Source organism: Bradyrhizobium sp. CSA112 (assembly GCF_029051645.1).
Classification (GTDB): domain Bacteria; phylum Pseudomonadota; class Alphaproteobacteria; order Rhizobiales; family Xanthobacteraceae; genus Bradyrhizobium.
In genome coordinates, this window is the sequence record NZ_JAACFS010000003.1 from 1 (window position 1) to 24,540 (window position 24,540).

Here is a 24,540-nt window from a genome sequence, read left to right on the forward strand (position 1 = left end):
GGGCTACTCGGGTGAAGTCCAAGCGGGGGAGATGGACTAGGCCGCGCCCCTCAAGAGGCCCTGGACCCTGCATGACTCCGGCGGACCGGCCGGACCGGGCTGGGAAATCCGAAGTTATTTGGTCAGGTGCGCAAGCATGGCCTCACAGGCGTTCTCGGCTTCGGCAAACGTCTTAAAGGGTGATCCGCCTATCTTGATTGCAGGCCTGTTGAAATCGATGGGGCGCCAGGAAGCTACAAAGCCCGGCCGCCCATGAAGTCCAGGACCACTGGTGCTCTCGTTGCTGATAACAAATGAGAAGCCACGCTCGCTCGCGCTCCAGATCTCCAGCTCATCTTTCGCGGGAGCAACGCGGCTGAAGTGTAAGGCCATTGCTACGATCCAGCGCGTCTCTAAACGGCCCCAGCGCTTACAGAGCTGAGCGCTGGGACCGCCAACCTAGGCAGGTTTTCCTCCGGCCTGGGGCTTTGGGGGCATAGTGCCGGAGGCAGGGATTCGACTCTAGGGAAAAACCATCGTTCCTTCATCCCGGGGAAAATATGCAATTTGCGGCGCAGTCTGTAGCGCAAAACGTCCGTTCCCGACCCCTAAAGCTAGTGGCATTGCAAGGCCGCTTCGGGGCCGCTGTAATCGCCAGGAAGGCCGGCCGCGAGGCCGATAGTAAATGTCACAACGAGACTTGACATTGCAGCGATCGCGGCCGTCATCGGCTGGGTTGGATTCTGCCTGTATAAGGGTTGGTTCTAAAGCATGTTCGGACGGCAAGGGCTATGGCGGCAGCCTGCTGCCCGACGCCATTCGCTGGCCACGCGGCACATGGAAGCTGGAGGCCTCGCTGAAATGCCGGTCATGTCGGAAAAGCTTTTTGCGGCAGTGCTGCTCGAAAAAACGAGAATCGTCCAAATATCGCAAGGCCTCAGCGTTTCGCTTAGTGTTGATAAGCTGCACGGAGGTTCCGTGCCGATGAAGCCACCAGATCAGGTTGCTGAGGAAAATGACTCCTGCGGGTTGAATGAAGTTGAGCCGCTTAAAATCGAGCACGAGGCTAGGCGGCCAACCTTCAGGACAGCCGGCGGCAATATCTTCGGCCAGCGTCGATAGCGTAGCACCCTCGAACCTTGAGGGAATGATAAAGCACGGCGCCGGACCGGTGTCGCTGACAGAATCGCTCATTGATAGACGGTATCGTCAGGATGAGTTTAACGCCAACAGCCTTCCGCAGCCGGAGGGCGAGAGCAAGGGCAGAAGACCATTGTTTCTTGCGGGCGGTTGGCGATGATAATAACTGCCCTTAAGGGAGCCGCCGATATGCCCGCCTATCTTGTCCGCCTGATCGATACCCGTGATCTCGTGGGCTTTTATTTCGCTGACGACCCCAGCGATCTGCCCACGATTATCGATGAATGTACGGAAGCTGCAGATTGCGAATATGCGGAGCTGCCCGATGGCGGCATTACATGGGAAAGTCCGGCCATCGCGGTACCGATCGAGATCGACAAGGATGATCCGGACGACAGCAAGGACATTCCAGAAATGCCCTGGTCGGGGGCCTCGCTGTCCGAGAACTGGTGGAGTGTGCTCTACGGTTACACCGATGAACAGTGGACGCCGTTCTTTCCAGATCAGCCGCGCGAACCTAGACCGCCCGCGCCACGAAGGCCGCTTGGCCCGGCTCGAGTGGTGAGGTTCAGGAAGCGGGGCGCTTAGACTTTCGTCCCAGCTCTACAAGCCGGCGATGGCTGCTATTGGACCGCCTTCCGCAGCCTCAGCTTGAACGCTTGTAAGGCCTTAAGAGTTGTAGCCGGCGCCATGCCGAGGGCAGCCAAGCGCTCTATGATAGCCTGCTCTTGGCTTTGACAAGCTTGGAATGCCAAGTCGATAGCCTCCGAAGTGCTGCCTAGGCCTTGCAAACGGACTGTGCGGTGTATGCAATCTTCGTAGTTTTTCCTCAGTTGCGGCAGGAGGTCGTCCGCTTTGCTACGGACGTTGCCGACAAGCGCGAAAAGCAGCACCAACGCCGCAAAGCGCTGCATCGACTGCCGCATCACTTCTTCGCCTTCAGCCCCAGCTCGACTAGGCGGCGGATGGCTTCGGAGCGGACAGGCGCGTCGTCTTGCTGACGAGCCCACTTGTCTACTGCCTCTGCGATTGCGGGGGGTAGTCGCACAGCACTTACCGGATAGGAGCCCCCCTTCTTTTTTGGGCGGCCGACCGGATTTTTGTTTACGAAAATTGACTTCTTCATAATTTCAGTTTACAAAAATTGCAAGCCGAGGGGAAGCCCTAACTTCCGCCCCGGCTCTAACCCTAGCCAGACAGCAGGAGCTCATCATGGCCAAGGCTACCGAACAGGCTACCACGACCGTGACAACAACCGTTGCATCCGACCCGATCTTCGCCGCGATCGAGGCTCATGCAAAGGCCAGCGACGAGATCTGGGCCCTCCATGAGGACAGTCTCGCTGTGGGCCCCGAGAACGCGGGTCATCTCCCGATAGAGGCCGCCGTTGCGGCCGAACTCGACGCTGCGAAGGCCCTGATCAACACGGCGCCGAGCACGCAGATGGGCCTGCGGGCGCTGGAAGCGCATCTTCGCGAGGATCGCCATCGCCAGGCTCGGGGGTTCATCGCAAGGACGCACGCGACAGAAATCGGCACCTACACGAGCGGCGACTGGAGCCTTGAAAACGTCGACTGGCTGATCGCGAAGCGCGCAGCAGAGATTGATAGCGCCGCGTGATGCCGCGAGGCAGGATCGTGATAGGAGCCCGCCGGTTCACACCGGCGAGCCAGCGACGGCTTTTGCGTTTCGCTAAGCCGCGGTTGCTTGCTCGTCCGGCGCTCGCTCGGCGAGACGCTGTTCAAGGGCGTCGATGGTCATCTTGAGATTGTCGCGCCGCTCGATCAGGGTCCTTGCCAGCATTGGATACTTGACATCAGACCGGCCGGAAACGCTGGTGCGCTCTTCCTCGGCCGCGATCTCGCTTTCGATCAATTGAACGGTGCGGACGAGATCGGCCAGCATCTTAACAATCACTGTAGTTTCGCGCGCTGTCTCAAAACGAGGCGGCATACTCATTTGGGTGCTCCGAATGACTTAGATCGGCACACCTAGAGATTAGTTGCCGAACAGTTGAAGCACCCGTCGCAAGTTGTTGGCCAATAATGACCCCGTAAGAATACGGTCATCGAAACCCGTGGGCCGCGGAGCTTCGGTCCCCGCGCTCAAACCTGTGTACCGACTCAACGCAGAAGCGTACCTTGCACCAGTGTTTGACGCATCAGTGCCGAGGAGGCCGAAATGCGCGACGTTTCAAAACTGAAGTTCATCGGCTCGTCATTCTGCAGCCAATATCAGAGCCAGGCGAAGTTTTATATCGACGAGGCGCATGCGTCGGGAACGCGTCACCTCGTGGTCGTTTATGAGAATGATGAACACGACTTCATTGCCGGCATTCCTGACGGGTGGGCAGACGAAAACGTGCAGGACTTCATCTTCTGGCCGATGAAAAATCCGAACTCGCCCTATCCCGTATGGGAGGTGCCGGCGCGCGCCTATGGCAGTCCAATGCTCTATGCTTGGTGGAAGGGTCGCCCTCCGCTTCAGCGAGAAGCCTCTGCGCGGACTCAGAAATAGCCCGTGGATTCGCTGGTGCCGTTTCCGGCTCGCATACCCCAGTGCTAAGGCGGACTATCCAGCGGCGTTCCCAGAGTCAGGCTGGGGCACTCAGTCGCCGGCCCTTAGAGCGGCGCGAGATAAGCGTCGACTACATGAGCTGCAAAGATGGCGACGCAAAACACACCTAGGACTATCGCGACCACTTCAATCATTTTGACGCACCTTTACTAACGGTACGCCTAATGGCCGATCCTGGTTTCATGCCGGCGTCTTCGGGGCCGGAAAGTGGTTTCCCTCGCACAGCCGATTAAAGTTCGGTAATAGCCACCCGTCGCGCGCGAGCTGTGCGGCGGCAGCGATCATCCCGTCGATGCCCGCGCTATCCGGACTCACCGCTGGCCGGACTTAACCGTCAGTTAACGGTTCCGGCGCACCCTCGTCGTCAACCTCCGGCGGTCACGGATTGCGCTGATCATGACCGTCTGCTGGTCACGGTGTCTAAGCGAGAGCCGTCGCTGCCCCAACAGCGGCGGCCTTTTCGTGGGAGAGCCCCGATGAACTATCAGGCCTTCACGAACGAAAGCCTCACCATGATGTACGAGGCCGTCCGCGGTGCTTTGGCGGCCGACGATTCGCTTGAGGGGCTAGGTGAGGAACCTAAGTTTAAGGTCCGCGACACTCCCGAATGGAAAACCCATGCAGCCGACCTCGAGGCTGAAATGCTCAAACGAGGAATGCCTTTCAACGTGATTGATTGGTCTGATGAGCAGGAACCGCAGCCATTCGATAAGTAGGGCGGCGCGCGCCGTATCGCTCGCAACGCATGAGCGCCACGTCAAGATCTTGTTCCTTTGTATCCCTGGGTGCACTGGCGGCCTGAGTGGGTCTAGTGAAAATGTAACTAGGAAGCTTGGCTACCAAAGCGCATGCTTGGGCATGTCCGAATCCGGCCACCGATCATGCAAGTGCGGCGCAGTCTATGACCGCAGCGAGCATATCGTTGAGGCGCGCGAAATCAGCAGCTTTGAATGCGCCGTGTGTGGCAAGACCATCGAGAATTGGAACTCAGCTTGGGTGCCTCGATATCGGTTCATTGCCTGTCCAGCTAGGGATGCCGAATCTCCCCGAGAGTGATTTTCTGCTGGCATTGCATCGCGCCCAATTCTGCCAAGAATCAGACCCAGCTTGAACAGGCCATTTCGGAGCGCCTCGAAGTGGCAAAGCCTGGCCTAATCGCCGGGCCTGTTCATGGCAACGACGCCGAGGGCGGCGTTCGCGAGGACGACGATCCGGAAGTGCAGCGGCCCGCAAGGGCAGCGCCTGCCGGACAAGGCAGCTCGACGCGAACAGGTCCCGCCGGTTCACGCCGGCGGGCTTACCTCGCCATGCGGACCTGTTGTGAACTCTAGAGCCGTTCCGATGCACGGCCTAATGGGCATGCCACTTGGGGCATGACTGGGGGCCGGAGGGACCGGAGCGGCCTCGGCAGGCAAGCGAGCACCCAGACCGAGACCGCTTCATTCTGCCCGCGGGTTGACGTTGCAGTTGAGCTTCCAATTCCGCCAAGAGTCCTTTGCAGAATCCGGCTAGCGTTCCCATCATCCGCCTGTACAGTGATGAGTCGTTACATCTCATGATCGAGGGGGCCGTCATGCAGAGCGAGTGGGAATCAATGACGATCGATATCTGTTCGCGCTGCGCGAACAGATGCACGATGTGCTCAGCGCGAAGCTGAAGGCTAAAAAAGATCGAGCTCGAACGTCGGTTGAAACAACTCAATCAGCAGTCAAAACTAATCGAGACGGTGAAGCCTGGCCTGCCAGGGTGACCTTCGGACACTTCGGCCTCGCTTGGACGCTTCTGCCGCTCGTATCGATTCTTTGAGCTTCTGATTTTCCGTCTTTCGATTGAGAAGATCGGCCGTGGTCTGCAAAAGACGCTGCTCGAAATCGTGGAAAGACTGTTCCATCTGAAATACTCCTGCCCACCAACAATTTACGTTGCCAGTATCGTGCCACGCGTCCTCGGAGCACCGCGTTGCACGGTCTCACGATAGGCGAGATTTATTTCAGGACGTTGTCAACGAGTTCGGAAAACGACTTCGTGGCCGCCAGTCACGCCGGCGCATATCCGTATTCTTACGGGCCCTCCACTCTAGACGAGAATTTGCGCACGAGAACGCCATCGATCGTCTTGCTGACGCGGCAGGCAATGCTTCGTGAAGTGGAGCGGAGCGCGGCGCGCGATCTGTTCAAGACAAAGCCGGCCACAATGGCAGCGGCGAGTGCGCTGATCGACTACTTTGGCACGTTCATCGGCTGAGCGGCTTGATCTGGAGAGCCGCCGGTTCACGCCGGCGGGGTTTCTGCTCCGTCAGGCGTCCTTGGGGGGTGGAGAGCTTGCTCATCACGACATGATGCCCCTTTCCTTCAATGCGGACACCATCTCCGAAATTTTTCGCTCCAAGTCCTCGAAGTCTTTCGCAATCCCACCGCTATACCACTCGCTGTAATTATCCACCGCCTCAATGAGTTGGCGGTGTTTTTGGTAGAAATTCCACATCTCTGTCATGCGGCCAGCGCCTTCCAAGTGCTTCTCGATGGCCGCGAGGATCTCGGTCGCGTCGCGCTGATGCACAGCACCGCGCTCCAGAACATCTTCAACAGCAAGTCGCCGGCAGCGCAGCGCAACTGGATGAAAGCGCTACACGGCTGGGTCGACCATTGCCTCAGCTTGAAGATGATCAAGAGGGATCCTCTTGCCGAAGTGAAACTGGTCAAGATGAAGAAGACCGATGGTCACCACCCATGGGAGTCGACCGAGTGCGAGCAATTCGAAAAGAACCATGCCGTCGGAACCCGGGCGCGCTTGGCTTACGAGTTATTGCTCCAGGCTGGCCAGTCGCGATGCGATGTCGTCCGGATGGGGCGGCAGCACATTCGTAAGGGCGTGATGACCATCGGCCGGCAAAAAACTGGCGTGCCATTCAACGTCGAGATCACGCCGCGGCTTCAAGCGGCGATGGACGCCATGCCGGCAAGCAATCATCTAACGTTCCTGGTCACGGCGCAGGGCAATCCGTTCACGGCGGCGGGCTTCGGCAACTGGTTCCGAGACATGTGCCGAGAGGCGAAGCTGCCGAAGAGATGCACCTCGCACGGGCTCCGCAAGGCTGCGGCTACCTACTTAGCAGAGTAGGGCGCAACAGATCATCAACTGATGGCCTGGTTCGGTTGGAGTTCGATCTCACAGGCGCAGGTTTACACCAAGACAGCGAACCGGAAGCGCATGGCGCAGAGCGCGGCGCGGCTCATAACCGGAACAGGCATTGGCTCACCTTCTGACCCGGTGAGCCAGAACGTCCTCCAACCCATTGAAATATCTAAGGCGGAAAAATGAAGTGGCGATCCCGACAGGACTCGAACCTGCAACCAGACCGTTATGAGTGGGAGGATCAGGCGAGGGCGGTTTGCCTGGCCGCGCCTGGTTTCATTGCGGCTCGATACCTGCCTGCTTGATGATGCGAGACCATTTGTCGGTCTCGGCTCTGAGAAAGGCGTCGAGCGCCGCGGGCGTGGCGCGTTCGTCCTCAACCGGCGTCATGCTGAGTTCGGCGAAGCGGTTGACCAAGGGCGGGTCCTTGAGCGCCTTTTTCAGCGCATCCACCAGCGCATCGACGATCGGCTTCGGCGTGTTGCGCGGCGCATACATGCCGTACCAGGTCGTCACGTCGAACGCCGGTACGCCGGCCTCCGCCGAGGTTGGCAGGTTCGGCAACGTCGATACGCGTTTCTTGCTCGTAATGGCATATCCCGGAATGGTGCCCGCCTGAATAAAGGACGTCGGCCCGGTCGCGGGATCGCAATAGACGTCGATGTGACCGGCGAGGATGTCATTCAGTGCCGGTCCGCCGCCCTTGTAATAGACCGGCGTAAGCTTGGCTTGGACGGCGCTCATGAACATCAGCCCGCAAAGATGCGATGCAGACCCCAGGCCGACATTGCCGTAGGTGACCTTGTCGCCCTGGGCGCGCACGTGCGCGATCAGCTCTTTCAGATCCTTGGCGGGAAAGTTCGGACGCGCGATCAGGATCATCGGAACGTCGGTCACCAGGCCAATCGGTGCGAAGTCGCCGATCGGATCGAACGGCAATTTTGCATATAGCGCGGGCGCAGTGGCCTGGCCGACATGCATCAACAACAATGTGTAGCCGTCGGGCGGGGCCTTGGCGACCCGGTTGGTGCCGAGGGTGCCGCCGGCGCCGACGACGTTCTCGATGACGACGGCCTGCTTCAGCGTCGCGCTCATCGACGTTCCGAGCAACCGTGCGATCACGTCGCCCGGCCCGCCGGCAGAGAACGGAACGACGAGGGTGATCGGCCGGTTCGGATATTCCTGGGCAAATGTCGCGGTGGCCTGCGAAAGCAGCAGCAATAGCAGTGCGCGCTTGAAAAACTTCATGGCCGTTTCCTGTCGTGATGAGGTTCGCTCATTCGTTCATTTTCTCGTTCGATGCGGATGCCCGCTCGATCATGCTGAGCGCGGCCACCGCGGCCGCCTTCACATGATCGACGCAACACTGCTCGGCGAGGTCTGGGTCGCCGCTCTGGATGGCGCGCCAGATTGCCGTAACTTCGCGCAGGCTCTTGTTGATCCGCTTCGGCTGCGACATCGAGGTGATCCGCAACAGCGTGATGCGGTCGTGCAGCGGGCGAAGCATGCGCTCGATAAAGGCATTCTGGCAGCCGCCGATCAGCGCTGCATAGAACTCGGTCTTGGCTTCAAGCGCCGTCATCAGGTCGGATTCGGCGAACGCGGCCTTCAGCTTGGTAAGCGCGTCCCCGATCTTGCGGACAACAACGGGGTCACGCAGGCGGGCGCATTCACGGCCGGCAAACCCTTCCAGGACGGCGCGGGCGGCGTAAAGCTGCTTGGCTTCCTCGAGGCTGATGGTGCTGACGACGGGACCGCGATGCGGGACGGTTGTGACGAGACCGTCGGCTTCCAATGCCCGAAGCGCCTCGCGAATGGACGGCCGGCTGACACCGGTCATCTCGCAAAGCTCTCGCTCGATCAGGCGCTCGCCCGGCTTGAATCGTCCGGACATGATCGCCTGGCGCAGCTTTTGCGCAACCATCGAGCGGACGGTGGGAACGCCCTCGATTCGCAGCGTGGATTGCAATTCAGCGCGCTTGTCCATTGCCTACCGCCTTCGTATCGGAATACCGATTCAGTAGCTATTTACGGGCAGAATCATCATTTCCGCAATCTGAACATGAGGTGGCTGGTCCCGTGCAAACACGGTCGACCGGGCGATATCGTCGGTGTGGAGCGTTCGTGCTCATGCGATGGACCAGCCTCCGTCGATCGGCAGCGTCGCGCCCGTGATGTCCTGCCCGGCCGGGCTGGACAGGAAGACAACCATTGCGCCCACGCTTTCCATGGCGACAAACCGCCCGCTCGGCTGCCGCGCCATCAGATAGTCGCGCGTGGCTTCGTCGACGGCGCGGCCTTCGCTCGCCGCGATCGATGCAATTTTGCCCTGGATGGCCGGCGTCGGAAGGACGCCCGGGCAGAGGGCATTGCAGGTGATTCCGTCCCGTGTCGTCTCTATCGCCACCGCCCGGGTCATGCCGAGGATGGCGGTTTTCGTGGTCACGTAGTCGATGCGGTCGGCAACGGCGCGGCTCGCATAGATCGAGGCCATGTTGATGATTCGGCCCCAGCCACGCTGCTTCATGGCGGGCAGGGCGAGCCGGATCAGATGAAAGGGCGCCGACAGATTGACCGCCAGCGCCTCTTCCCAGTGCTCCGGAGCAAATGTCTCGACCGGTGAAAAATGCCGGACCACGGCGTTGTTCACCAGGATATCGATGGCTCCGAGGCGCCCGAGCAGTCCGTCCATCATGGCCTCGATCGATGAACGTTGTGACAGGTCGGCGGCCACGCTTACGGCATCGACACCGAAACGGGAGCGAAGGCGATCCCGGGCCTCCCGTGGCTCAAGCAGGTCGTGCAGGACAATATTGGCACCGGCGCCGGCCAGGCTCTCCGCCACGGCCAACCCAAGGCCGGCTGTTGCGCCGGTGACGAGTGCCCATTTGCCCTGCAGCATCGGATCGGGCTCCCGTTTACTTCTTCTGGTCCAACTCGGCGAATACTTCCCGCGCGTTGCGGAAGGCATCTACGCCGGCCGGTACGCCGCAATAGATTGCGACCTGCATGAAGACCTCGCGTATCTCCTCGCGCGTCGCTCCATTGGTCAGGGCGCCCCGAACGTGGGTCTTGAGTTCATGCGGCCGGTTCAGCGCGCACAGCATGGCCAGGTTGAGAAAGCTGCGGGTTTTGTGGCTAAGGCCATCGCGGCCCCAGACGTAGCCCCAGCAATATTCCGTCGTGAGGTCCTGCATCGGCCGGTTGAAGTCGTCGGCCGAAGTGATTGCCTTGTCGACGAATTCGTCGCCCAGGACGCTCTTGCGGATCTTGAGGCCTCGATCGTATGTCGCTTTGTCCATATCGGTATCCAATGTGTTGCGGTTGATGGCTACGCGCTAGTTTTTGGGCCAGAACGGTTGGGCCAGCGCCAGTTGCGGAGGGAATACCGTGACGGGTACACCGGATTGCCATTGCACGATGGTCATGCCGGCGCCGACGCGGCGGCCCTTTTCATCGAACTTGATTTCACCGAGCGGGTAATATTTGGAGGGGCCGCCATCCATGGCGCGCAAGGCGTCGGCCACCGCGACGCGGTCGGCCTTGCCGGCCTTTTCGAGCGCGTCCTTGATCACCCACATGTCGCCATAGGTGGAGATCGCATTCTGCGTCATCCACGGTTCCTTGTGGCGGGTCTTGAGTTCGGCAATGAGGGCCTCGTGACCCTTGGCGCCCCAGCTTGCGACGCAGGTGAGCAGGCCTTGCAGCAATTCTGGGCTTACGGTCTGCAACATGTCGGGTTCGGCGATGGCGATGCCGAACGAGATCGTCGGAATCTTGCCTTGTCCCAAGCCGAACTCATTCATCTTCTCGAGCAGCAGCTTGGCGTCGGAAATGACGGTCGGCAGGAAGAAGAGCAGGTCTGGTCTGGCCGACCGGACTTTCTGGACCAGCGAGGTGGCGTCGGCGAGCGGCGGGGTAAAGGTTTCATCGACGGTCAGTTGGAGGCCGTTTTCGGCAAGCAGGCCGTCCCGCATCGCTTTGGCCGAGGAAACCGATGCCGCCGTGTTATCAGTGACGATCGCGACCGTCTTTGGCTTCTTGCCGGAAGCCGTCTCCGCAAGCTTCACGATCTGAGGCAGGGCCTGTTTTGCCTGCGAGCCTGCGGTTGCCGACGTCTGGAAGACATATTTGAAGCCCCGATCGGTAATCAGGTCGGAATAGGAGAGGGTCAGGACCGGAAGATTGGCCCGCTCGGTCACCTCCGTGACGGCAAGCGTGAATGAACTGAGATAGGCGCCGCTCGCCGCCACAAGGTCGGGCTCCTGGGCGACCATCCGTTGCGCGGCATTCTTGGCCTTCTCCGTCGTATCGCCGGAATCGAGTACGACCAGTTTCAGCTTCGCACCGCCGAGCGACTTGATGCCGCCTTGCGCGTTGATGTGATGCACCGCCATCTCGGCGCCTTGTCGCATGACCGTACCCGGGCGGGCATAAAGGCCGGAAACCGGCACCAACAATCCGACCTTGACCTCGGAAGGCTGCTGCGCCCATGCGCGAGAACAGATCAGGCCGGCGGATGCGCCGGCGAGCAGGCTGCGCCGCGTCAATGCGGCCCGGGTAGCTCTTGTCATCGCTAATCCTCCCTGAAGTTTTTGAACGCGTTACGGTCAGGACTTCTTCGGCCAGAATGGCGCAGCCAATGCGAGATCGGACGGATAGACTGTGACGGGCACGCCGGACTGCCACTGCGCGATCACCACGCCGGCGCCGACGCGGCGGCCCTTCTCGTCGAACTTGAGCTGGCCGCCCGGGTAGTGCTTCGACGGACCGCCGTCCATGGTCCGGAACGCCTGTGCAACGGCAAGGCGATCGGCCTTGCCGGCTTGTTCGAGCGCTGTCTTCATCAGCCACATATCGCCGTAGGTCGAGATGACGTTCTGCGTCATCCAGGGCTCCTTGTATTTTGCCTTCAACTCGGCGATCAGCGCTTCGTGGCCCTTCGAGCCCCAGTTGGCGACCACCGTCATGATGCCCTGAACGGCTTCCGTGCTGACGCTTTGCAGCATGTCGGGCTCGGCGATGGTGATGCTGAAGGAAACAGTCGGGATCTTGCCCTGGCCAAGCCCGAACTCGTTGATCTTTTCCAGGCCGAGCTTGGCGTCGGAAACGGCGTTGGGCATGAACAGCAGCAGATCCGGACGCGCCGACCTGACCTTCTGGATCAGCGGCGTCGCATCGGAAAGCGGGGGTGTCCATACTTCTTCCACGACGAGCCGAAGGCCTTCCTGGGCAAAGATTTTCTCCTTCAGCGCCTTGGCGGTGGCAACTGACGTCGCCGTATTGTCCATCAGCATCGCGACCGTCTTCGGGCGTTTGCCGGATGCGGCCTCGGCAAGCTTCATCAGTTCAGGCAGGCCGAGCTCCGACTGCCGGCTCGCGGGCGCTGCGGTCTGGAAGATGAATTTGAAGCCGCGCTCGGTCAGCAGGTCCGAATAGGACAATGTGAGCATCGGCAGCTCGGCGCGTTCGGTCACCTCGGTCACCGCCAGCGTAAATGAGCTGAGATACGAGCCGGTCGCCGCAACCAGATCCGGCTCCTGCGCCACCATGCGCTGCGCCGCATTCTTGGCCTTTTCAGTGGTATCGCCGCAATCGATCACAATCAGCTTGAGCTTGGCGCCGCCGAGCGATTTGATGCCGCCTTGAGCGTTGATGTGCTCGATGCCCATCTCTGCGCCCATCCGCATCACCTGGCCCGGCCGGGTGTAAATGCCCGACAGCGGCACGATCAAGCCGACCTTGACTTCGGCAGGTTGCTGCGCGCGCGCCATCGTCGACAGTCCCATGGCGGCGGCACCGGAGAGCACGGTTCGCCGCGTCAACGATGTCTTCGACATATTGGCCTCGCCCATTTTCGTTCTCCCAATGGTGTTATTGATCGTTTGTTGGTTACATGCCGAGATAGGCCTTGCGGATGCGGTCGTCCGCCCGCAAGGTTTGGTTGTTGCCTTCGAGTGCGACGCGGCCTGCTTCGAGAACGTAGCCGTGGTCGGCCGATTCCAGCGCCTCCGCCACGCGCTGTTCGACCAGCAGGATGGTGAGGTTCGATTGCCGCCGAATCTCGATCAGCCGTTCGAAGATAAAATCCGCGATGGTTGGCGCGAGGCCCATCGAGGGCTCATCCAGCATCAGGAGTTTTGGCGAGGAGGCGAGCCCGCGGCCGATCGCCAGCATCTGCTGCTGTCCACCGGACAGTGTTCCTGCGAACTGGCCGCGGCGTTCGGCGAGGATCGGCAGCCATTCGAAGATGCGCTCGATATTGTGTTTCCAGTCGCGCTGACCGGCCTCGGTCATCGCGCCCATTTCGAGATTTTCCATCACCGTGAGCGACGGAAAAACTTGACGGCCTTCCGGGACATGGGCGATGCCGAGATGCGCGCGCTGCGCGGGCCGGATCGACAGCAGGTCTTGATTGGCGAACCTGATCGTACCGGTGCTCGGACGCACGATGCCGGAAATCGTCTTGAACAAGGTGGTCTTGCCGGCGCCGTTCGGTCCGACGATAGCGACGAACTGGCCTTCCTCGACCTTGATCGAGACGTCGTTCAAGACCGGGATCGCCGAATAGCCTGATGTCAGCCCTTCAATGTGGAGCATGGGCCATCCATTTCTTGCCGAGATAGGCTTCGATGACGCGGCTGTCGCGGGTGACGGCCTCCGGCTCGCCCTCGACGATAACGGCGCCATGGTCGAGCACGAGGAAACTGTCGACCAGGCGAACCATGGCCTGCATGGTGTGCTCGATGATGGCGATCGTCATGCCGTCGCGGGCCAGCCGCTGGATTACGGCTACGACCTCGTTCGCTTCGTCATGGCCGAGGCCCGCGAGCGTCTCGTCGAGCAGGAGGATGCGCGGTTGTCCGGCCAATGCGCGGGCGAGCTCCATCAGCCGCAATTCCTTGGTGGTGAGTTCGCCGGCGATGCGGTCGGCGATCTCGGACAGGCCGACGCGGGCAATCGCCTCAGTCGCCAGCCGCCTTGCCTCGGCATCGGTCTTGGCGCGGACATAGGCGCCGACCACGACGTTGTCCGAGATCGACATGCGCAGGAACGGTCGCATGATCTGGAAGGTGCGGCCGATGCCGGCCTCGCAGAGCTCATGCGGCTTGCGGCCGGACATTTCGCGTCCGTCGAGGAGAATCTCGCCCGTACCTGGCCGCAGGAATCCGTTCAACAGGTTGAACAGCGTGGTCTTGCCGGCGCCGTTGGGACCGATGATGCCGAGGATCTCGTTTCGCCGCAGCTTGAAGCTGACATCCTGAACGGCTTTCAATCCGCCGAAGGAACGCGACAGGTTACGTACTTCGAGGACGACGTCGCCTGTCCCCGGGAATCGTTCCGAACGCGATGGCGCCGGCGCGGAGGGAACGGCAGCGGCTGGGATATCCGGGCCGCTCGATGTTTTCGCGGCAGGCGATGCCGACCGCTTGCGCAGGAAGTCACGCACTTTCCAAAACAGGCCCTCAGGCGCGAGAAGGATGACGCATATGATGGCGAGGCCGTAGATCACCCCCTGAATGCCGGGAAAGCGCGAGCCTGCTTCGGCGTTGAGCGTTTCGGCCAACGGGATCAGGATCACGGATCCGATCACCGGACCCCAGACCGTTCCAACACCGCCGAACATGGCGACCGTCAGCGCCTGGGCCGATACCAGCATGCCGAATACGGATTGTGGGGTCACCACCAGCAGCACGACCGCGTAGAATCCGCCGACTGCTCCGGCGATGGCTCCGCTGAGCGTGACGGCACGGAGCTTCCAGGCCAGCGTGTTGATTCCCGCGGCTTCCGCGGCGGCTTCGTTTTGTTTGATCGCAAGCAGCGCCATGCCGAAGCGCGACCGCTCGATCGCCCGTGTCAGCAGGATCGTGGCGAGCATCATCGCCAGCGCCAGCAGTGTGTAGAGACGGTGATCGGCGAATTGCATATAGGCGATCGGATTGTCGCGCTTGATGGGCAGCGTTACTTCCTGAAGGCCGAGCCATTCGAACACATAGAGAATGGCGAGCGGGTAGGCGAGCATCGCCAGCGCGAAGTAGTGGCCCTGCAGGCGGAAAGTCGGAAAGCCGATCAGCAGTCCGGCGATGCCGCCAAGGATAGCTGCGATGGGGATCATGATCCACGGCGACAGATCGAAGTGGATCTGTCCGAGCACGACGGCATAGGCTCCGAGGCCGAAGAAAGCTGCGTGACCGAACGAGATCAATCCGGTGTATCCACTAAGCAGGTTCCACGACAGGCCGAATATCGCCCAGACCGGCACCAGCGTCATGACGAGCTGGTAATAGGAATTGGTTACGCTCAGCGACACCGCCGCATAGAGCGCGGTGAAGACAATGATAGGCAGCAGCGATCGCCAGCCACGCATGGTCACGTCCTCTCGACCATGCGCCCGAAGAAACCTTGCGGGCGGACAAAGATGATCAGGAGAAACACGACGAAGATCGCGGCGTTCTGCAATTGCGTCGGAAGGATCAGCGTCGACATTTGCTGGACCAGGCCGATCGTCATGCCGCCCCAGAAGGCGCCGATGATGCTGCCCATCCCGCCGAGCACGACGCCGGCATACATGACGATGACGTATTCGACGCCGACAAAGGGATGAAATGGATAGTTGGTGGCGAGCAGGCCACCCGCGATCGCGGTGATACCTGTGCCGAGCGCGAAGGCAATGCGGTGCGCGCGGTCAACGTCGATACCCATATAGGTCGCTGCGGTGGGGTTGTCGGCCGCGGCGCGCAGCGACTTTCCGATCCGCGACCGCGTGATCATTAGCGTCAGTAGCAACATCGTCACCAGCGAAACAACCGCGTCTATCCCGCGCGCCTTGTTGATGAAGACGCTGACGTCATAAAATAACGGTCCAAGCTCCCACGCCGAACTCGACAGCGGCGTCCGGATCGAGGCAAGCACCGAACCGAACACGAGCAGACCGCCGTTCTGCAGGATCAGCGCAATCCCGAGTGTCAGAATGAGCTGGGCATAATGCCCCTCTCCCTCGAGCGAAGAGGTGCGCGTGCCTGATACGCGCGAGATCAGGGTAAGGTGGACGAAGTAGCCGAAGACGGCCAACACCGGGCCGGCCAGCAGGATCGCGACGAACGGTCCAAAGGTGTTGCCGAACGTGGCCTGCACGCCGAGCGCAGTGAAGAAATAGAACGCCGCGTACATGCCGAGCATCATGAAATCGCCCTGGGCAAAATTGATCACCCGCATAACGCCGAAGATCAGCCCGAGCCCGACGCACATCAGGCCGTAGACCGCGCCGATGAGGAGTCCGGCGGACAACGCTTGCAGAAAACCTTCCAGCACCTGTGTCACCGACGACCTCGTGCGGCGTTGGCATTCGTCTTCGGTGCGCTGGCCGATGTCGAGTGCGCCTCAGGTTTGAACATTTCGCTCCACATATCCTGCTTGCTCATATTGGTCATGATGCCGGCCGCAACTGCCGTTCGCTTGGTTCGGGCCGGCAGCAGGCTGCGATGACGCGGCTGTCCGGGAGCGATGCGCAATCGTCGACAAGTCCTTCGAGAAGCAGCGCGCGCTTGTCGCCGATCACGCCGGTCGCAGCAGTTCGAAAGCGCGTGCGGATCTCTTCCGGCGTCGCGGCAATGACATTGTCGAGGCGCTGATCGACGGCGTTTCCGTCGCGCAAGGTAACGCGTATCTCGGCGCCCTGCTTGGCCGGGAATGCGGCGGTGAGGTGCGGCTCGCTTTGCAGGCTGGTTCGCTCGACGAGGCGAAGAATTCTGATGTCGTCGATGTCAGCGTAATTGGCCTCTTCGAGCGCGCCGCGCGCGAGCACGGCAGCGACGCTGAAGGGGATGCTCATCTTCGCCTGCAACGCGTTGCGGAACGGGCCTTTGAAATCGCAGCCGGGATAGTTGGCCGCGGCCTCGGGGACGCGGATCGAAACTGTCGCGATGTCGTCCGCCGTTCCTATGTCGCGCACGGCACGCAAGGCTGCTTGCGCCGCGGTCTGGGCAAAATTGCAGGCGGGCGCTGGCTTGTTATAGACCGTCATGATCTCGGGCCGCGCGCCCGCGAACAACCGGATGCTGGCGGGGGCAGGCTGCCGGCGGAAGGCCGCGAATAGTCCGGCTTCGCCCTCGAGGATCGTTTCCGAGGCGCGGGCCCCGGCTTCGGCCAGTTCGATCGCGGCAATCGCGTTGCGCGCAGCGAAACCCGGGTGGAAATACATCTCGGAGCCGCCGGCACGCGGCCATTCGTTCAGGCCGGATGATGTATTGGCGGCAATGGCGACCGCACTCGTTACGGCATCCTCGGTGAGACTGAGGGCACAACTTCCCGCTAACGCTGCGCCGAGCGGCGCCACGATGCCGGTCGGCCGGTAGAGGCGGGCGAGGTCGGCCGTAACGAGTGCGCGGCCGATTTGCGCGCCGGCCTCATAGCCGATGATGGCGGCGCCAAGGAAATTCGCCCCGGACAACGGTGTTCGCTCCGACAGGGCAAGCAGGGTCGGCCAGATCACCACGCCGTGGTGGCAGATGCTGGCGGCATGCATGTCCTCGCGCACCAGGCCGTGGCCCATCGTCGCATTGGCGAAGGCGGCATCGCCCGGCGCGGCAAGCGAGCCGGTCCCGATGATGGTCGCGCCATTTGCCACCTGCCGCGCGATGCAGATCGCTTGGCGGATCCAGGGGTGATTGCGGGCCTCGAAAGCACAGGAGAGAAAGTCCAGCAGGCAGATTTTGGCCTTCTCAACGACGTCCTGATCGAGACGGCCGGCATCGACGGCAAGCGCGTCGCGCGCGAACGCTCGCGCCATCGATACTTCGCCTGACTCGATCGATCCGATCGTCACGCTGCGGCTCCCTTTCGACGATGGCGTCGGCCTAGCCGCGCATCTGCACGCCGGCCCACTCTTCCAGCACTTTCGCGATCGATGTGAAGTCGGACGACGCGCCATATTTGGCGTTGGTGATCGCCAGCATCTGCCGCACCACCGAGCCGCAAACCATCGGAACGCCCATGGCTTCCGCTTCGTCGACGCAGAGCCGCACGTCCTTGTAGGAAAGGCCGGTGGTAAAGCCGAAGTCGAACGTGCCGGGAAGCACCGCGCGGGGGAATTTGTCTTCGGATGCGCTGTTGCGTCCGCTGCTGGCGTTGATGATATCGATCAGCACTTTGGCGTCGACGCCGCCCTTGACGCCCATCGCCACCGCTTCGGAGGTGATGACCAGAGCGGCCGCCGCCATCAGATTGTTGGCGAGCTTCGCGGTCTGAGCCGTACCCGGCTTGTCGCCAGTGTAAAACAGCTTTCCAAAATGCTTCAGGATAGGCTGAACCTTGTCATAGGTCGTCTGCGGGCAGGAGACCATCACGGCGAGCGTGCCGTTTACCGCGCCCTTGATGCCGCCGCTGACGGGCGCATCGACCAGCGTGATGTTCCGGGCTTCGAATCCATTCGCGATCGCCTTGGCGGCGCCAGGCCCGGTGGTGGACAGATCGATAAGAATGGTGGCGCGGTTGCCGGCAACGATTCCATCAGGGCCTAATGCCACGGCCTTGACGATATCAGGGGTCGGCAGGCTCGCCAGCACGATGTCTGCGCTGGACGCGACTTCGGCGGGCGATTTCGCCAGCCGCGCGCCGCGCGCAACCAGCGGCTTGGTCGCTTCGGTCTGCGAATCGTAAACGCATAGCGAATAGCCGGCGTCGAGCAGGCGTCCGGCCATAGGTCCGCCCATGCGGCCCGTTCCGACAAAGCCGATTGTTTCTGCTGCCATGGTTCGCTCCCTGATGCGCCGCAAGCGCTCTTCTTGTTATTGGCGCCGCCGGGGTTCCCGGCCACGTTTGATCAAATGTCCAGATTGTCAGTTAATCTGTCAAGCATAAGATTCCGGTCGACAGGGCGCGACGCGGCGGAATAGGATTGGAGAAACAGGCTCGCGAGGAATTTGCTCAGTGCGGCAAGATGAAGCGCAAGGCGCCGGCACAACGCTCGCCGGTTTCGTTGCCCGTACGACGTGGACGGATGTCGCGGGGCAAAGTCACGAAGCGAAACGCTCGATCCTGAACTTCTTTGCAACCGCCTTGGGTTCGGCTCACGACCCCGCAGTCACCGCTGCCTTGCGCGTGCTTTCGCCGTTCAGCGGTGTCGCAACATCGGCGGTCATCGGCCGTCCGGAACGGCTGGATGCGATGGGCGCGGCATTCGTCAACGCGGTGTCAGCCAATCTGCTCGATTTCGACGATACCCATCTGGACACGATCATTCATCCGGCGGCGCCCGTCGCGGCGCCGGTCCTGGCCTTGGCGCAGGCGCGTGGATTTTCGGGGCGGGACGTTCTCACGGCATTCATTCTCGGCGTGGAGATCGAGTGCCGCGTCGGCAATGCCGTGTCTCCCGGACACTATGCGCGCGGTTGGCATATTACGTCGACCTGTGGCGTGTTCGGAGCCGCCGCCGCCTGCGGCAAGCTGCTCGGCCTGCGGGCGGACCAGATTTCCAATGCGCTTGGAATTGCTGCGAGCCAATCGGCCGGGATCGTCGAAAATCTCCCGAGCGCCGCCAAGAACGTCAGCGTCGGCAATGCAGCTCGCAACGGCCTGTTTGCGGCATTGCTTGCGGCGGAAGGCTATTCCGCATCGCCCTTCGCCATTGAAGGCTCGCTCGGCTGGGCGCGCGCCATGGGGGACGAGCCCGATCTTGCACGATTGACGGGAGCTCTGGATGAGACCTGGGAGATCGCCAAGAACACCTACAAGCCCTATCCCGCAGGCATCGTGTTTCATGCGGTGATCGACGCCTGCTTCGCCTTACGGGAAAGGCTGGGCTCGCGCATCGAAGATATCGCCTCCATCACGGTGCAGGGCTCGGCGCTGCTGCTGGCGCGCGGTGATCGGCTGGTTCGCAACGAACGCGACGCACGCGTCAGCATCCATCACTGCGCCGCCTGCGCCTTGTTGCTGGGCACGGCCGGCGTCACGGAGTTCTCGAAGGCGATGGTATTTCGCCCGGACCTGGTGTCGTGGCGTCAGAAGGTGAGGGCGAAGCTCGATGGCTCACTTCCGGATGGCGCCGCGCGCGTCGTGATTCAATTAACGTCGGGAGAGTCGCTGAGCGAGATCGTGATGGCGGCAAAGGGCAGTCTTGCCGATCCGCTGTCGGATCGTGCTATCGAAGCCAAGCTGCGCGATTGTGCGCGGCTGGGCGAAAGCGATTGGGATGTCGATCGCATCATCGACGGCATTTGGCGTATCGAAGCGCTCGACGATATATCGAGCCTGATTGGGATGGAGCGCTGAGCCGCGCGGCCTTGAAAGACAGCATTCAAACAAACGGAAGGAACCAGAGATGAGCGAGTTGTTCGAAAAGGGATTGAAGATTCGCAAGGAAGTGCTCGGCGAGGAGTACGTCAACAAATCCATCGCAGGAGCCGACGAATTTACCCGGACGATGGCGGAATGGTCGACCGAATTCTGCTGGGGCGCATTGTGGGCCCGGCCGGGGCTCGACCGCCGGACGCGCAGCATCGTCAATCTTGCGATGCTTGGAGCGCTCAACCGGCCGCATGAGTTGAAGCTGCATGTCAAGGGCGCGCTGAAAAACGGTCTCACCAAGGACGAGATCAAGGAGATCCTGCTCCAGGTCGCCGTCTATTGCGGTGTGCCGGCAGGGATCGATGCTTTCCGCAACGCGCGCGAGGCGTTCAACGAAGCCGAAGGCAAGTCATGACCTGCCGGTCTGTCGGGGGATAGCATGGCTGAGCCGGAGTACGAACTCTTCGCCATTCGCTACGCCACCCGCGATGCGCGGCGGAGCGAGCACTTCATCGGCGGCGACCCGCACGATGGGCCGATGCCGATGGACTATTTCATGTGGCTGGCAACAGGGGGAGGTCGTACCTTCGTCATCGACACCGGATTCAACGCGGAAGTATCGACGAGACGGAAACGGACATATCTGCGCTGTCCGGTGGAGACGCTTAGTGCGTTCGACATCGATGCGAGTGCGGTCGAGGATGTCATCCTCACCCATTTGCACTACGATCATGCGGGAAATTTCGACCGCTTCCCGAACGCGCGTTTCCATCTTCAGGAGCGCGAACTTGCCTATGCCACGGGGCGCTTCATGCACTATCCGAGGTTGTCGCATTCATTCGAGGTCGAGGACGTCTGCGGGATCGTACGGCTCAACTATGCGCGCCGCGTCTTGTTCTACGATGGCGACGCCGATCTTGCTCCCGGCCTCTCGGTACACGCGGCAGGCGGCCATTCGGCCGGGCTTCAATTCGTTCGCGTCAGGACCCGCCGGGGGTTCGTCGTGCTCGCTTCCGACGTCAGCCATTTTTACGAGAACATGGCGAGCGAACGTCCGTTTACCACCGCGCTTCACATCGGCGAAATGCTGGAAGGGTTCGACCGGCTGCGGGCGTTGGCGCCGGATGAGAGCCACATCGTCCCGGGGCATGATCCGCTGGTTATGAAGCTTTATCCGGCGCCGAGTCAGGAACTCGAGGGCATTGCAGTGCGCCTCGACGTGCCGCCATCGGGAGCCGCTCCGGTTCGCGCCGATTATGCGTCGGAGCACTAGCCAAGGTCGTTGCACTCCCGACGAAAGCGAATGCCTTCAACGAGCGATACGATGCACTGCCGCGCCTATTTCTCCATCGCAGCTCTTAGGATCGGCATCAGCCGCGCGGATTCGCTTTTAATCAGGTCGGCGAGGGGCTTTGGTCCGCGGCGGCCTGGCTCCACGATGTCGGCGCCGAGATCCGCCAACCGCTTTTGCACCGATTCCTCGCTGAGGCCTTTATCCAGCGCCTCCGCGAGCTTCTCGATAACTGATTGCGGCGTGCCGCTCGGCACGAACACCCCGTAAAACGGTGCGCAGTCGAATTCGGGCAGGCCCTGTTCGTAAGACGTTGGCACATCCGGCAGCATCGGGCTGCGTTTCCGGGCAGCGACCGCCAGTGCCTTGACGGCACCGGCTCGCACCTGGCTCAACGTTCCGAGCACGGGATCGCACTCATAATCGATTTCTCCCCGCCAGCATTGCATTCAATACCGGGGCCGTGCCGGTGAACGGCACCATGGTCGGCTTGATGCCGATCGCCGCGTTGAGAAGGAGGCATCCGATGTATGACACCGAGCCAAGTCCGGCGTGCCCGCCATTGAGCTTGCCCGCGTTGGATTTCGCATAGGCTACGAATTCGGCGAGGTTGTTGGCAGGAAAGTCTTTGCGGACGACCAGCAGTTCGGGATACTCGGCGCTTAGTCCAATCGGCTCGAAATCTTTCCGCGGATCGTAACCCAGATTTGGATAGAACGCCGGCGCAAGCGCATTTGTGCCCAGGTGCCCGGAAAGAATGGTGTAACCATCGGCCGCGGCACGGGCCGCTCGAAGCGCGCCAAGGGTGCCGCCGGCACCTCCGACATTCTCCACCACAAATTTCTGATTGAGATGACGGCTAAAGATATCGGCGACGATCCTGCCCGTGATGTCGGCCGGCCCGCCGGCTGCAAAGGGAACGATGATCGTAACGGTTCTTGCCGGATAATCCTGGGCCTGCGCACCATTCATTCCGGCTATTGCAAGAAGAGCAGCCGCCGCCATCAAAAGCTTTGCCACTTGTCGCCTCCCTGAAGCTATTTTTGTTGTAACCATAGGCTGGTTTCGCGGACGGGCAAGTCGTCCATGCGGCAGCGTCAGCAGCCAAGCATCGTCGCTACAGAGACTTTAGGATCATCATGGCAATCGCGATAGCGATTAGTAGTTTACTTCCATCCATGTGTGGTGCGCTGGCGATCCAAAGCATCGATCATCCCGGCCGCGATGGGGCAACCGTCTTCCTGCCGGATCGGATCGCCCTGTTTCCGGACCGCAAGCTCAATGCCTTGCTCTATCGCTGGCTGGCAGGATGGTTCGCTGCGGCGCCTGTTGCAACGACCGATGAGATCGACCCGCTGCGGCGCGACCTCGTGACCTTGCGGCGTGCCCGCGAGACGGTCGGAAAGGCCAGACGCTATTCCCCGGCTTGGTCCGTCCCTATGAGCGGCTGGCTGCGGCCGCGGCGCAAGCGCGCCCGCGCAGACCTCTGCCGCGGGCCGAGCAGGAAGTGGAACGGATCCTGCTGGCGTTGCTCGGTGCCGGTGCGCCTCCGGCGGACTGGCTGTGGCCGGCGGTGACCGGCGTCGGTGACCTGCCGGCGAAAGCGCCGCCCGGATACCGGCCAATGCTGCCGTGTCCGCTCTGGGATGATTGCTGGACACGCGAGGCCATTGCCGTCGAGGGTGGCGACCACGACGCGCCCGTGCCGAGCGACGAGGCTGATATGCCTGACACGCGAAAGCGCCGGGCCGTCCGCGAAGCCAGTGACGGCGATAAGCGCGATCCGTTCATCCGTTTCGAGAAGATACTCGGAATGGCGGAGATGCTGAACGTCGATCGCCCGTCCGACGACAGCGAGGCGAGGACGTCCGCAAGGCAGCCGACGACCTCGACGAACTCGCGATCGGCCGCCGCAGCGGCAAGCCAGCGACCAAGCTGAAATTCGACCTGGACCTGCCGCCGGAAGCCGTCGATGCCACACAGCTGAGTAGCGGTCGTCTTTATCCGGAATGGGATTACCGAGCCGGCACTCATCTGCCGGATCATTGCCGGGTGTTGACGGGGCTGGAACCCGGACGCGGACGTCCTCAAGCACGTCCGTCATGTGCGGCGGCGCTTCGAGGCGCTTTGGCCGCGGCACGAAGTGATGCGCGGCCAGGCCGACGGGTTCGATCTGGATCTCGATGCGCTCGTCCGCGCCCGAAGCGATCTGCGGGCCGGCAGCGGCGCGCTCGATCGGGTCCACCTGGCCATGCGGCCGCAAGGGCATGACCTCGCCGCCACGCTGTTGGTCGACGTTTCGCTCTCCACGGACGCGTGGGTCGATGGCCACCGCGTTCTCGATGTGGAAAAGGAAGCGCTGCTCGTCCTCGCGCATGGGCTATCCGCCTGTGGCGAGCATCACAGCATCCTGACCTTTACATCGCGGCGGTGCTCCTGGGTGCGTGTCGATACGGTCAAGTCGTTCGAAGAGCCGATGAGAGTTGCCGTCGAGCGGCGTATCGGTGCGCTCAAGCCGGGCTATTACAGGCGGATCGGCGCGGCGGTGCGCCAAGCCGCTGCCGAGCTCGCCCGTCAACCCCAGCGCAAGAAGCTGCTGTTGGTGCTGACCGATGGAAATCCCAACGACGTCGATCATTATGAAGGCCGCTTTTGCGGTGGAAGACACCCGCAAGGCCGTGCGGGAGGCCCGACGTTCCGGAGTTGCGGTGTTCGGCGTCACGGTCGACGCAAACAGTCCTACTTTCCCACCTTGTTCAGGCGCCGCGGCTACTCCATCGTCGGCAACATCCGCCGCTTGCCGGCGGCGCTTCCATCGATCTACCGGCAATTGGCCCGCTGAAGCACGGACAGCTTCCGCGGCCTTCCAAGGTACCCGTCCGCGGCAACCGCGGTCGCGAAGACGAGACAGGGACTGCCGATCTGGACGGCCTAGAAAAGCAAAAGGTCAGAATTGCGCCCTGCGCCGCATCGCACAAAAGCCTTGTGCCGGCTACCGATTGCGCAAATGGAACTTTCAACTCCGAATTAAGTTTAGATTGATAGGTTGGTGAGTGGTGAGTTGGGAGCATTCAATGACCACTTTGCAAGCCATGGCGTTCGGAGCCATGTTAGCGTGGACGCCTTCTCTT

26 protein-coding genes and 1 pseudogene are annotated in these 24,540 nt (G+C 61.5%); 11 read left to right on the forward strand and 16 right to left on the reverse strand.

Features of this window, described 5'->3' with window-relative positions:
* Positions 1–114: 114 nt before the first annotated feature.
* Positions 115–372, reverse strand: a complete 258-nt coding sequence (locus GWE18_RS07625; protein WP_275185170.1) for a hypothetical protein — start codon at positions 370–372, stop codon at positions 115–117.
* A gap of 396 nt (positions 373–768) precedes the next feature.
* The gene (locus GWE18_RS07630; RefSeq protein ID WP_275185171.1) at positions 769–1,173 is read right to left on the reverse strand and encodes a hypothetical protein; all 405 of its coding nucleotides are present in this window, start codon (positions 1,171–1,173) and stop codon (positions 769–771) included.
* Positions 1,174–1,308: 135 nt separating this feature from the next.
* Here GWE18_RS07630 and GWE18_RS07635 point away from each other — a divergent pair, with 135 nt between their 5' ends.
* Positions 1,309–1,707 carry a hypothetical protein gene (locus GWE18_RS07635; RefSeq protein WP_275185172.1) on the forward strand — a complete coding sequence of 133 codons (399 nt, stop codon included), beginning with the start codon at positions 1,309–1,311 and terminating at the stop codon, positions 1,705–1,707.
* A 624-nt stretch (positions 1,708–2,331) separates the two neighbouring features.
* Positions 2,332–2,739, forward strand: coding sequence for a hypothetical protein (locus GWE18_RS07640; protein WP_275185173.1), 408 nt, complete (start codon positions 2,332–2,334; stop codon positions 2,737–2,739).
* Between the two features lie 72 nt (positions 2,740–2,811).
* Here GWE18_RS07640 and GWE18_RS07645 read toward each other — a convergent pair whose 3' ends face one another.
* Positions 2,812–3,078, reverse strand: coding sequence for a hypothetical protein (locus tag GWE18_RS07645; protein WP_275185174.1), 267 nt, complete (start codon positions 3,076–3,078; stop codon positions 2,812–2,814).
* A gap of 222 nt (positions 3,079–3,300) precedes the next feature.
* Here GWE18_RS07645 and GWE18_RS07650 point away from each other — a divergent pair, with 222 nt between their 5' ends.
* The 5 genes from GWE18_RS07650 (at position 3,301) to GWE18_RS07670 (ending at position 6,816) form a co-directional block, all read left to right on the forward strand.
* Entirely contained in the window at positions 3,301–3,636 is a 336-nt protein-coding gene (locus GWE18_RS07650) for a hypothetical protein (protein WP_275185175.1), read from the forward strand.
* Positions 3,637–4,172: 536 nt separating this feature from the next.
* Complete coding sequence (locus tag GWE18_RS07655; RefSeq protein ID WP_275185176.1) at positions 4,173–4,412, forward strand: hypothetical protein; 240 nt, start codon at positions 4,173–4,175, stop codon at positions 4,410–4,412.
* Between the two features lie 868 nt (positions 4,413–5,280).
* The gene (locus tag GWE18_RS07660; RefSeq protein ID WP_275185177.1) at positions 5,281–5,502 is read left to right on the forward strand and encodes a hypothetical protein; all 222 of its coding nucleotides are present in this window, start codon (positions 5,281–5,283) and stop codon (positions 5,500–5,502) included.
* A gap of 153 nt (positions 5,503–5,655) precedes the next feature.
* Positions 5,656–5,940: a hypothetical protein gene (locus GWE18_RS07665; protein ID WP_275185178.1), complete on the forward strand. Its 285-nt coding sequence runs from the start codon at positions 5,656–5,658 to the stop codon at positions 5,938–5,940.
* A gap of 216 nt (positions 5,941–6,156) precedes the next feature.
* Positions 6,157–6,816, forward strand: coding sequence for a tyrosine-type recombinase/integrase (locus GWE18_RS07670; protein ID WP_275185578.1), 660 nt, complete (start codon positions 6,157–6,159; stop codon positions 6,814–6,816).
* Positions 6,817–7,107: 291 nt separating this feature from the next.
* Here the strand turns inward: GWE18_RS07670 and GWE18_RS07675 are convergent, their stop codons facing one another.
* The 11 genes from GWE18_RS07675 to GWE18_RS07725 form a co-directional block, all read right to left on the reverse strand.
* Entirely contained in the window at positions 7,108–8,079 is a 972-nt protein-coding gene (locus tag GWE18_RS07675; protein WP_275185179.1) for a tripartite tricarboxylate transporter substrate-binding protein, read from the reverse strand.
* 28 nt (positions 8,080–8,107) lie between these two features.
* Positions 8,108–8,818 (reverse strand): GntR family transcriptional regulator, encoded by a 711-nt coding sequence (locus GWE18_RS07680; RefSeq protein WP_275185180.1) that lies wholly within the window; start codon positions 8,816–8,818, stop codon positions 8,108–8,110.
* 141 nt (positions 8,819–8,959) lie between these two features.
* Positions 8,960–9,733, reverse strand: a complete 774-nt coding sequence (locus GWE18_RS07685; protein ID WP_275185181.1) for an SDR family oxidoreductase — start codon at positions 9,731–9,733, stop codon at positions 8,960–8,962.
* 16 nt (positions 9,734–9,749) lie between these two features.
* A complete protein-coding gene (locus tag GWE18_RS07690) occupies positions 9,750–10,133 on the reverse strand; it encodes a carboxymuconolactone decarboxylase family protein (RefSeq protein ID WP_057852982.1) in 384 nt (127 codons plus the stop codon).
* A gap of 36 nt (positions 10,134–10,169) precedes the next feature.
* Entirely contained in the window at positions 10,170–11,405 is a 1,236-nt protein-coding gene (locus GWE18_RS07695) for an ABC transporter substrate-binding protein (protein WP_275185183.1), read from the reverse strand.
* A gap of 36 nt (positions 11,406–11,441) precedes the next feature.
* Entirely contained in the window at positions 11,442–12,686 is a 1,245-nt protein-coding gene (locus tag GWE18_RS07700) for an ABC transporter substrate-binding protein (RefSeq protein WP_275185184.1), read from the reverse strand.
* A 37-nt stretch (positions 12,687–12,723) separates the two neighbouring features.
* Positions 12,724–13,431 carry an ABC transporter ATP-binding protein gene (locus tag GWE18_RS07705; protein ID WP_057900792.1) on the reverse strand — a complete coding sequence of 236 codons (708 nt, stop codon included), beginning with the start codon at positions 13,429–13,431 and terminating at the stop codon, positions 12,724–12,726.
* The gene (locus GWE18_RS07710; RefSeq protein ID WP_275185185.1) at positions 13,418–15,199 is read right to left on the reverse strand and encodes a branched-chain amino acid ABC transporter ATP-binding protein/permease; all 1,782 of its coding nucleotides are present in this window, start codon (positions 15,197–15,199) and stop codon (positions 13,418–13,420) included. The genes GWE18_RS07705 and GWE18_RS07710 overlap by 14 nt, the downstream gene beginning before the upstream one ends.
* 2 nt (positions 15,200–15,201) lie before the next feature.
* Positions 15,202–16,152, reverse strand: a complete 951-nt coding sequence (locus GWE18_RS07715) for a branched-chain amino acid ABC transporter permease (protein ID WP_275185186.1) — start codon at positions 16,150–16,152, stop codon at positions 15,202–15,204.
* 106 nt (positions 16,153–16,258) lie between these two features.
* On the reverse strand, positions 16,259–17,656 hold the full coding sequence (locus GWE18_RS07720) for an MmgE/PrpD family protein (protein WP_275185187.1): 1,398 nt from the start codon (positions 17,654–17,656) through the stop codon (positions 16,259–16,261).
* A 31-nt stretch (positions 17,657–17,687) separates the two neighbouring features.
* Positions 17,688–18,596 (reverse strand): NAD(P)-dependent oxidoreductase, encoded by a 909-nt coding sequence (locus tag GWE18_RS07725; RefSeq protein ID WP_275185579.1) that lies wholly within the window; start codon positions 18,594–18,596, stop codon positions 17,688–17,690.
* 163 nt (positions 18,597–18,759) lie between these two features.
* On the opposite strand from GWE18_RS07725, the gene GWE18_RS07730 reads away from it, so the two are divergent.
* The 3 genes from GWE18_RS07730 to GWE18_RS07740 are packed head-to-tail and all read left to right on the forward strand — an operon-like array spanning position 18,760 to position 21,391.
* Positions 18,760–20,103: an MmgE/PrpD family protein gene (locus GWE18_RS07730; protein WP_275185188.1), complete on the forward strand. Its 1,344-nt coding sequence runs from the start codon at positions 18,760–18,762 to the stop codon at positions 20,101–20,103.
* A gap of 49 nt (positions 20,104–20,152) precedes the next feature.
* Positions 20,153–20,533: a carboxymuconolactone decarboxylase family protein gene (locus GWE18_RS07735; RefSeq protein ID WP_275185189.1), complete on the forward strand. Its 381-nt coding sequence runs from the start codon at positions 20,153–20,155 to the stop codon at positions 20,531–20,533.
* Between the two features lie 24 nt (positions 20,534–20,557).
* Positions 20,558–21,391 carry an N-acyl homoserine lactonase family protein gene (locus GWE18_RS07740; protein WP_275185190.1) on the forward strand — a complete coding sequence of 278 codons (834 nt, stop codon included), beginning with the start codon at positions 20,558–20,560 and terminating at the stop codon, positions 21,389–21,391.
* Between the two features lie 65 nt (positions 21,392–21,456).
* On the opposite strand, the gene GWE18_RS07745 is transcribed toward GWE18_RS07740, so the two are convergent.
* Positions 21,457–21,858, reverse strand: coding sequence for a tripartite tricarboxylate transporter substrate-binding protein (locus tag GWE18_RS07745; RefSeq protein WP_275185191.1), 402 nt, complete (start codon positions 21,856–21,858; stop codon positions 21,457–21,459).
* Positions 21,827–22,429 (reverse strand): tripartite tricarboxylate transporter substrate-binding protein, encoded by a 603-nt coding sequence (locus tag GWE18_RS07750; protein ID WP_275185192.1) that lies wholly within the window; start codon positions 22,427–22,429, stop codon positions 21,827–21,829. Before GWE18_RS07750 ends, GWE18_RS07745 begins: the two co-directional genes overlap by 32 nt.
* Before the next feature lie 179 nt (positions 22,430–22,608).
* On the opposite strand from GWE18_RS07750, the pseudogene GWE18_RS07755 reads away from it, so the two are divergent.
* Positions 22,609–24,251, forward strand: a pseudogene (locus GWE18_RS07755) (VWA domain-containing protein); the annotation flags it as partial.
* Positions 24,252–24,540 lie beyond the last annotated feature (289 nt).

Coding starts and splice junctions, on each gene's coding strand:
- GWE18_RS07735 (WP_275185189.1), top strand. CDS start 20,153: ATGAGCGAGTTGTTCGAAAAGGGATTGAAGATTCGCAAGGAAGTGCTC.
- GWE18_RS07690 (WP_057852982.1), bottom strand. CDS start 10,133: ATGGACAAAGCGACATACGATCGAGGCCTCAAGATCCGCAAGAGCGTC.
- GWE18_RS07635 (WP_275185172.1), top strand. CDS start 1,309: ATGCCCGCCTATCTTGTCCGCCTGATCGATACCCGTGATCTCGTGGGC.
- GWE18_RS07700 (WP_275185184.1), bottom strand. CDS start 12,686: ATGGGCGAGGCCAATATGTCGAAGACATCGTTGACGCGGCGAACCGTG.
- GWE18_RS07745 (WP_275185191.1), bottom strand. CDS start 21,858: ATGCAATGCTGGCGGGGAGAAATCGATTATGAGTGCGATCCCGTGCTC.
- GWE18_RS07645 (WP_275185174.1), bottom strand. CDS start 3,078: ATGAGTATGCCGCCTCGTTTTGAGACAGCGCGCGAAACTACAGTGATT.
- GWE18_RS07630 (WP_275185171.1), bottom strand. CDS start 1,173: ATGAGCGATTCTGTCAGCGACACCGGTCCGGCGCCGTGCTTTATCATT.
- GWE18_RS07650 (WP_275185175.1), top strand. CDS start 3,301: ATGCGCGACGTTTCAAAACTGAAGTTCATCGGCTCGTCATTCTGCAGC.
- GWE18_RS07640 (WP_275185173.1), top strand. CDS start 2,332: ATGGCCAAGGCTACCGAACAGGCTACCACGACCGTGACAACAACCGTT.
- GWE18_RS07685 (WP_275185181.1), bottom strand. CDS start 9,733: ATGCTGCAGGGCAAATGGGCACTCGTCACCGGCGCAACAGCCGGCCTT.
- GWE18_RS07680 (WP_275185180.1), bottom strand. CDS start 8,818: ATGGACAAGCGCGCTGAATTGCAATCCACGCTGCGAATCGAGGGCGTT.
- GWE18_RS07655 (WP_275185176.1), top strand. CDS start 4,173: ATGAACTATCAGGCCTTCACGAACGAAAGCCTCACCATGATGTACGAG.
- GWE18_RS07625 (WP_275185170.1), bottom strand. CDS start 372: ATGGCCTTACACTTCAGCCGCGTTGCTCCCGCGAAAGATGAGCTGGAG.
- GWE18_RS07705 (WP_057900792.1), bottom strand. CDS start 13,431: ATGCTCCACATTGAAGGGCTGACATCAGGCTATTCGGCGATCCCGGTC.
- GWE18_RS07695 (WP_275185183.1), bottom strand. CDS start 11,405: ATGACAAGAGCTACCCGGGCCGCATTGACGCGGCGCAGCCTGCTCGCC.
- GWE18_RS07675 (WP_275185179.1), bottom strand. CDS start 8,079: ATGAAGTTTTTCAAGCGCGCACTGCTATTGCTGCTGCTTTCGCAGGCC.
- GWE18_RS07710 (WP_275185185.1), bottom strand. CDS start 15,199: ATGCGTGGCTGGCGATCGCTGCTGCCTATCATTGTCTTCACCGCGCTC.
- GWE18_RS07740 (WP_275185190.1), top strand. CDS start 20,558: ATGGCTGAGCCGGAGTACGAACTCTTCGCCATTCGCTACGCCACCCGC.